At 65.8% G+C, this 6,349-nt stretch carries 5 protein-coding genes and 1 pseudogene; 2 read left to right on the forward strand and 4 right to left on the reverse strand.

The annotated features are described in order from the left end of the window. Nucleotides 1–24: 24 nt before the first annotated feature. From CF161_RS08380 to CF161_RS08395, 4 genes are all read right to left on the reverse strand, one after another. Nucleotides 25–846 carry an IclR family transcriptional regulator gene (locus CF161_RS08380; protein WP_020296132.1) on the reverse strand — a complete coding sequence of 274 codons (822 nt, stop codon included), beginning with the start codon at nt 844–846 and terminating at the stop codon, nt 25–27. 191 nt (nt 847–1,037) lie between these two features. Beyond that, nucleotides 1,038–2,381: an MFS transporter gene (locus tag CF161_RS08385; RefSeq protein ID WP_020296133.1), complete on the reverse strand. Its 1,344-nt coding sequence runs from the start codon at nt 2,379–2,381 to the stop codon at nt 1,038–1,040. 59 nt (nt 2,382–2,440) lie between these two features. After that, nucleotides 2,441–4,033 (reverse strand): GMC family oxidoreductase, encoded by a 1,593-nt coding sequence (locus CF161_RS08390; protein WP_020296134.1) that lies wholly within the window; start codon nt 4,031–4,033, stop codon nt 2,441–2,443. A gap of 30 nt (nt 4,034–4,063) precedes the next feature. Further along, entirely contained in the window at nt 4,064–5,494 is a 1,431-nt protein-coding gene (locus tag CF161_RS08395; RefSeq protein WP_020296135.1) for an NAD-dependent succinate-semialdehyde dehydrogenase, read from the reverse strand. Nucleotides 5,495–5,758: 264 nt separating this feature from the next. On the opposite strand from CF161_RS08395, the gene CF161_RS08400 reads away from it, so the two are divergent. Continuing rightward, entirely contained in the window at nt 5,759–6,163 is a 405-nt protein-coding gene (locus CF161_RS08400; protein ID WP_020296136.1) for a cupin domain-containing protein, read from the forward strand. Next, nucleotides 6,160–6,349: pseudogene (locus tag CF161_RS08405) on the forward strand (aldolase); the annotation flags it as partial. The gene CF161_RS08400 and the pseudogene CF161_RS08405, both read left to right, overlap by 4 nt.

Genomic DNA, 6,349 nt, shown 5'->3' on the forward strand with positions numbered 1-6,349 from the left:
CTGTACGAGCCTGGAACCTCGGGCCTAGCGCGCCGGTTTGCGGGTGTAGGTCGCGGCGTGCAGGCGCTCGCTGATTTCTGCGGCGGCGGCCTGCAATTCCTTGAGCATATTGGCCGGGGGCGGCACCGGGATCGCCGAGCTGGGGCCGACGATGCCGATGGTGCCGACAATCACGTCATTCTCGCGAAACAACGGACAGCACAGGGCGTTGATGCCGACGGTGATCTCGCCGTCGGCATCGTCGTACAGCCGTTCGCGAATCAGCGCCAGGCGCTCGGCCAGCGCTTCGGGGTCGCACATGGTGTTCTCGGTCAGGCGCGGCATCTTGCGCCGCATCACCCGCTGCTGGGTCGCCGCATCGGAAAACGCCAGCACTGTGCGGCCCTGGGCCGAGCAGTAGGGCAAGACACGGTTGCCGGGCTTGACCGAGATGCACACATTGGCCTTGGACTCCACGCAGGACACCACCAGCGCCGAATCATGGGTGGCCACCGCCAGCAGCGCGCTCTGCCCGGTGTTGTCACGGATCCGGGTCAGGTAAGGGTCGGCCAGGGCCCGCAGGTCGAACTGTTCGCTGGCCGCTTCGCCGTAGGCCACCAGGCGTGAACCCAGGAGGTATTTTTCAGTGCTGGGGTCCTGCTCCAGAATCCCCAGTTGGCGCATCGAGGCCAGGTGGCGATAGGTGCGCGGCTTGGCGGTCTGCAACAGCTGCGCCAGCTCGGTCACCCCCAGCGGACGCCGGGCAGCGGTCAGTTCGTCGAGCAGGCGGAACACCATTTCCACCGACTCCAGCAGCACCGGGCCACTGCTGGCGCCTTCTTTGCCATCCTTATCTTCTGCCTTCACTGTTCACCTCTGTCTGTGTCGCATGGGGGCAGGAACCCCGTTCCTGCCCCGCTCTTCGCCGAAAAAGCATTTCGCTATTCTTGCCGATTGTATCGCCTGAAGAAACAGCTGATTGCACAACGCACAACACCCGGAGCGCGCTTTCCCTGGGGAAAACGCGCTCCGGGTGTGACCTGGCCGCCGTCGTCGATTCAGACTTTGAGTGGCCTGCCCCCTGGCGCCAGCCGTGCCCCGCTTCGCAGCTGCGGCACGGCGAACATGCTCACCGCCCCCAGCAGGGTAATGGCCGCCAACACATACAGGCCGTATTCCAGGTGCCCGGTGCTGTCCTTGACCCAGCCCATCATGAACGGGCTGGCATAACCGCCGAGGTTGCCGACGGTGGCGATCAGGGCGATCCCGGCCGCAGCGGCGGTGCCGGTCAGCAAGACCCCGGGCAGCGCCCACAGCACGCAGAACGCCGACAAGCCACCGGCCATCGCCAGGCTCAACCCGGCCAGGGACAGGTAGGCGTTGTCATGGAACAGCCCGCTGAAAATCAGCCCGCAGGCCGACGCCACCACGCACAGGGTGCCGTGCCAGCGCCGTTCGCGGGTCTTGTCCGAATGCTTGCTGACCACAATCATGCACACCGAGGCCACGGCAAACGGAATCGCCGCGATCAGGCCGGTATCGAACAGGCTCTGCACCCCCAGGTTCCTGACGATCTGCGGCATCCAGAACGACACGCCATAGGTGCCGCAGAGCAAGGTGAAGTTGGTGATGATCAGGCACCAGATGCCCTTGTTGACGAAGGCCGCGCGAAAACGGTGGTCGGCCCCCTGGCCCTGGTTGCGCTGGCGCTCTTCACGCAATTGCGCCTGCACCCGCAGGTTTTGCGCCGGGCTCAGCCACTTGACTTGGCCGGGCCCGTTATCCAGGTAGAAAAACACCACAAACCCCAGGATCACCGCCGGCAGGCCCTCCAGCAAAAACAGCCATTGCCAGCCGGCCAGCCCCAGGTCGCCGGCAAAGTTCTGCATGATCCAGCCCGACAGCGGGCTGCCCAGCACCCCGGCCATGGCGATGCCCAGGTTGAAATAAGCCATGCCCTGGGAACGTGCGCAGGACGGGAACCAGTAGGTCATGTACAGCACCACCCCGGGGTAGAACCCGGCTTCGGCCATGCCCAGCAAAAAGCGCAGCACGTAGAAGGCGGTGGGGGTCTGGATAAACATCATGGAGATCGACAGCAGCCCCCACACCACCATGATCCGCGCGATCCAGAACCGTGCACCGAGCTTTTGCAGGAGCATGTTGCTGGGGATCTCGCACAGGCAGTAGCCGATGAAAAACACCCCGGCGCCAAAGCCGAACGCCAGGTCGCTGAGGCCGATGTCGGCGGCCATCTGCAACTTGGCGAACCCCACATTGACCCGGTCGAGAAACGCCACCACGTACAACACAAACAGAAACGGCAGGATGCGCCAGGCAATCTTGTTGTACAGCCGCCAGTCGGGCTCGTTGTCGAAGGTGCTGCGCGAAAGTAGGTTCATCGAGGTTCTCTTTATTGTTGTTGTAGAGAATCGGCGCCGCGCCCCGGCATCCCGGGGAATCAGGCGGCCGGGCGCTGCAGGATAAAGTCGGCGCAGCGCTCGCCGATCATGATGCTCGGCGCATTGGTGTTGCCGCTGACGATGCTTGGCATCACCGAGGCATCGGCGACCCGCAGGCCGTCGATGCCGCGCACCCGCAGATCGGCAGCGACCACCGCCTGGGCGTCGCTGCCCATCTTGCAGGTGCCCGCCGGGTGGAACACGGTCTTGGCCACGCTGCGCACATAGTCGGCGTAGTCCTGCTCCGGCACATCGTCACGATCGGCCAGCAGCAACGGGCCGCTGAGCAGGCGCGCCAGGGCCGGCGCACGCATGATCTTCTGCGCCAGCCTGACCCCGGCAATCAGGGTCAGCATGTCATCCGGGTCGCTGAGGTAATTGGCCCGCAGAGACACCGGGTCGAACGGATCGCGGCTGCGCAACAGCAGCCGGCCCCGGGATTTGGGGCGCAGCGCACAGGGGTTGACCGAGATGCCATGGCCCGCCGGCGGCAAGCGATCGACATCCCCGACCAGGGCCGGCACCACGTGGTATTGCACGTCGGGCCGGCCACAGCCACGGGTGTCGACAAAGCCGCCGCTCTCCACCACGTTGGACGCCAGCAGGCCCTGGCGCCGGGCCAGGTACTGCCAGCCGTGGCTCAGCGCCTTGAGCCCCTTGTCGTGGCCCAGCAGGCTGATGGGCTCACGGGTCTGGCCGTAGACCGAGGCGCTCAAGTGGTCCTGGAAGTTGCGCCCCACGCCGTCCAGGTCGAGCACCGGGGGGATGCCCATGTCGTGCAGATGCTGCAACGGACCGATGCCCGACAGCAGGAGGATTTTCGGCGAGGCGATGGCCCCGGCACTGAGGATGACCTCAGCGTTGCAGGCAAACCGCTGCAAGGCGCCCGCCTGGCTGCGGGCTTCGACGCCCACCACCCGCCGCCCTTCCAGCAGCAGGCGGGTGACGTGCATCCCGGTCAGCACCTTGAGCAGCGGGCTGTGGCGCACCGCGCGCAAATAGGTCGCGGCGGAACTGGCCCGGCGCCCGTCGGCGGTGGTGGTCTGATAGAACCCCACCCCCTCCTGTCGCGGCCCATTGAAATCCTGGCTCAGCGGCACCCCGGCCTGCTGCGCGGCGCTGACGAACGCCTCGCTCAAGGGGTGGCGATGGCGCGGGTCGCTGACCTTCAGGGGCCCGCCCTGCCCGTGCAACTCGCCGCCCAGGCGGGCATTGGCCTCGGAGCGGCGAAACACTGGCAACACATCCTGCCAGCCCCAGCCCGGGCACCCGGCGTCGCGCCACTGCTCGTAGTCTTCGGCCTGGCCACGGATGTAGATCATCGCGTTGACCGAGCTGCCGCCCCCCAGGGTTCGCCCCTGGGGAATGTAAACCTGGCGTCCGTTGACGAAAGGCTCGGCCTCGGTCTTGTACATCCAGGTGCGGCACGTGCCGTGGACCCGGACAAAGGTCCCCGGGATGTGGATGTACGGATGGTTGTCCGCCGGGCCGGCCTCCAGCAACAGCACGCGCTTGCCGGCCTGCACCAGCCGGGCCGCCAGCGCGCAGCCGGCCGAGCCCGCGCCGATGACGATAAAGTCATGGGTGTCCATGGCAACACTCCTCAAACGTCGCGACCGGCCTCAGCCGACCTGGCTGACAAACTTGGTGGTCAGGTAGGCGTCCAGGCCTTCGCTGCCACCCTCGCTGCCATAACCGCTGTCCTTGATCCCGCCAAAGGGGGTTTCCGGCGCGGCGATGCCAAAGTGGTTGATCGAGACCATGCCGCTTTGCAGCTCGTCGGCCAGCAGGGTGGCGCGGGCGATCGAGCGGGTGAAGGCAAAGGCGGCGAGGCCGAAGGGCAAGGCGTTGGCCTGGTCGATCACCTGTTGCAGGTCATCGAACGGCACGATCGAGGCAATCGGACCAAAGGGTTCTTCGTGCATCACCCGGGCGTTGTCCGGCACATCCGTCAAGACCGTGGGCGCAAAGTAGAAACCCGGCGCTTCGGACGGGCGCCCGCCTGTGGCCAGGGTCGCGCCCACGGCCAGGGCATCGTCGACATAGGCCTGCATCGCCGCCACCCGGCGCGGATTGGCCAAGGGGCCCATCTGGGTGTCGGCCAGGTTGCCGGCGCCCACCCTCAAGGCCGCGCCGGCCTTGCAGAAGGCGCTGACAAACTGCGGATAGACACTGCGCTGGACAAAAAAACGGGTCGGCGAGGCGCAGATCTGCCCGGCATTGCGAAACTTCAGGCCGGCGCCCAGGGCCGCCACAGCCTCGACATCCACGTCATCGCAGACAATGAACGGCGCATGCCCGCCCAGTTCCAGGGTGCAACGCTTGAGCTGCTGCCCGGCCAGGGCCCCGAGGGCACGACCCACCGGCACCGAGCCGGTGAAGGAGATCTTGCGGATCACCGGCGAGTGGATCAGGTACTCGGAAATCTGCGCTGGCACCCCAAACACCAGGTTCAACACCCCGGGCGGCACCCCGGCATCCTGGAACGCCCGGCACAGCTCGATACAGGACGAAGGGGTTTCTTCCGGGCCCTTGGCGATGATCGAACATCCGGCAGCCAGGGCACCGGCAATCTTGCGCACCAGTTGGCTGACCGGGAAATTCCACGGGCTGAAGGCCGCCACCGGGCCAATCGGCTCGCGCAGCACGATCTGCCGGGCACCGCGCTGGCGCGGCGGAATCACCCGTCCATAGGCCCGGCGCCCTTCTTCCGCGTACCAGTCGATATGGTCGCCGGCACCAAAGGCCTCCATCTGTGCTTCGGCCAGGGGTTTGCCCTGCTCCAGGGTGATCAGTTCGGCAATGGCCTGGGAACGCTCGCGCACCAGGTCGGCGGCCCGGCGCAGGATTTTCGAACGCTCGTAGGCCGAGGTCTTGCGCCAGACCTCAAACCCCCTGGCGGCCGCGGCCAGGGCCAGGTCGAGGTCCGCCGGGCTGGCGAAACCCAGGCTGGCGATCTGCTCGCCGGTGGCCGGATTGAACACGGCGCCCTGTTGTTCATGGCTGCCACTGGACCAGTGGCCGTCGATCAGGATGGATTGGATAACACGCATCGTGGCTCCTCGCGCTGCTGGAAAGGTTTCGCCTTATATTCTTCTGTGCGAAACGATATTTTCTTGAAAGACACAATCCTAGGGCGCAGCTTTTGCCCCTGTCAAGTCATTGCAGCGGGCTTTAAAAGTTATTGGCGGGCAGTTGACGGGGCCGGTTTTTCGGGAGTAGCTTTTATCGACTGAAGAAACACTATTCTTCAGAAAGAAACAAAAACAAAATCGGAAAGCCCGCCTGCGCGGCCCCGAAGACTGAGGAGATGCACCATGAACCTGGCCCAGGCCCTGCTGCACAACTGGAATGACCTGCCCCGCGAAACCGTGCGCAAGGGGGTGGAGCGCGTCGGCTTTCGCGGCGACGACACCCTTTGCGTAATGAACTGGCTGACCCCGGGGATGGACGTGTTCCCCCACAGCCACACCTTCGAGCAACTGGTGATCATCGTGCAGGGTCGGGTGCGCTTTCACCTGGGTGACGAAGTGGTCGAGGGCGGCCCGGGCAGCATGCTGCGCATCCCGCCCCACGTGGTGCATTACGCCGAGCCCCTGGGCGACGAGGTGGTGATGAACCTCGACGTGTTCTCGCCAATGCGTGGCGACTACCAGCACCTGGTGGAGTATCAGGCCGCGGAATTCAGCGCCCCCGCGCCCCGTGAATCCGGTGCCCTATGAGCAGCCCGACCTGGCGTCAGCGGTTGCTCGACGGCGAGCCGTTGCTGAGCAGTTTCATCAAGACCCCGGCCCACGCCGGCATTGAGATTGCCGGGGGCGCCGGCCTCGATGCGGTGGTGCTGGACGCCGAGCATGCGGCCTTCACCGGCAGCAGCCTGGACACCGCCTTGCTGGCCTGCCGGGCCG

It is taken from the genome of Pseudomonas sp. CF161 (genome assembly GCF_000416215.1).
Taxonomy (GTDB): domain Bacteria; phylum Pseudomonadota; class Gammaproteobacteria; order Pseudomonadales; family Pseudomonadaceae; genus Aquipseudomonas.

Excerpts from the sequence above, each read along its gene's own strand:
- CF161_RS08395 (WP_020296135.1), bottom strand. The coding sequence starts at position 5,494 with ATGCGTGTTATCCAATCCATCCTGATCGACGGCCACTGGTCCAGTGGC.
- CF161_RS08390 (WP_020296134.1), bottom strand. The coding sequence starts at position 4,033 with ATGGACACCCATGACTTTATCGTCATCGGCGCGGGCTCGGCCGGCTGC.
- CF161_RS08400 (WP_020296136.1), top strand. The coding sequence starts at position 5,759 with ATGAACCTGGCCCAGGCCCTGCTGCACAACTGGAATGACCTGCCCCGC.
- CF161_RS08385 (WP_020296133.1), bottom strand. The coding sequence starts at position 2,381 with ATGAACCTACTTTCGCGCAGCACCTTCGACAACGAGCCCGACTGGCGG.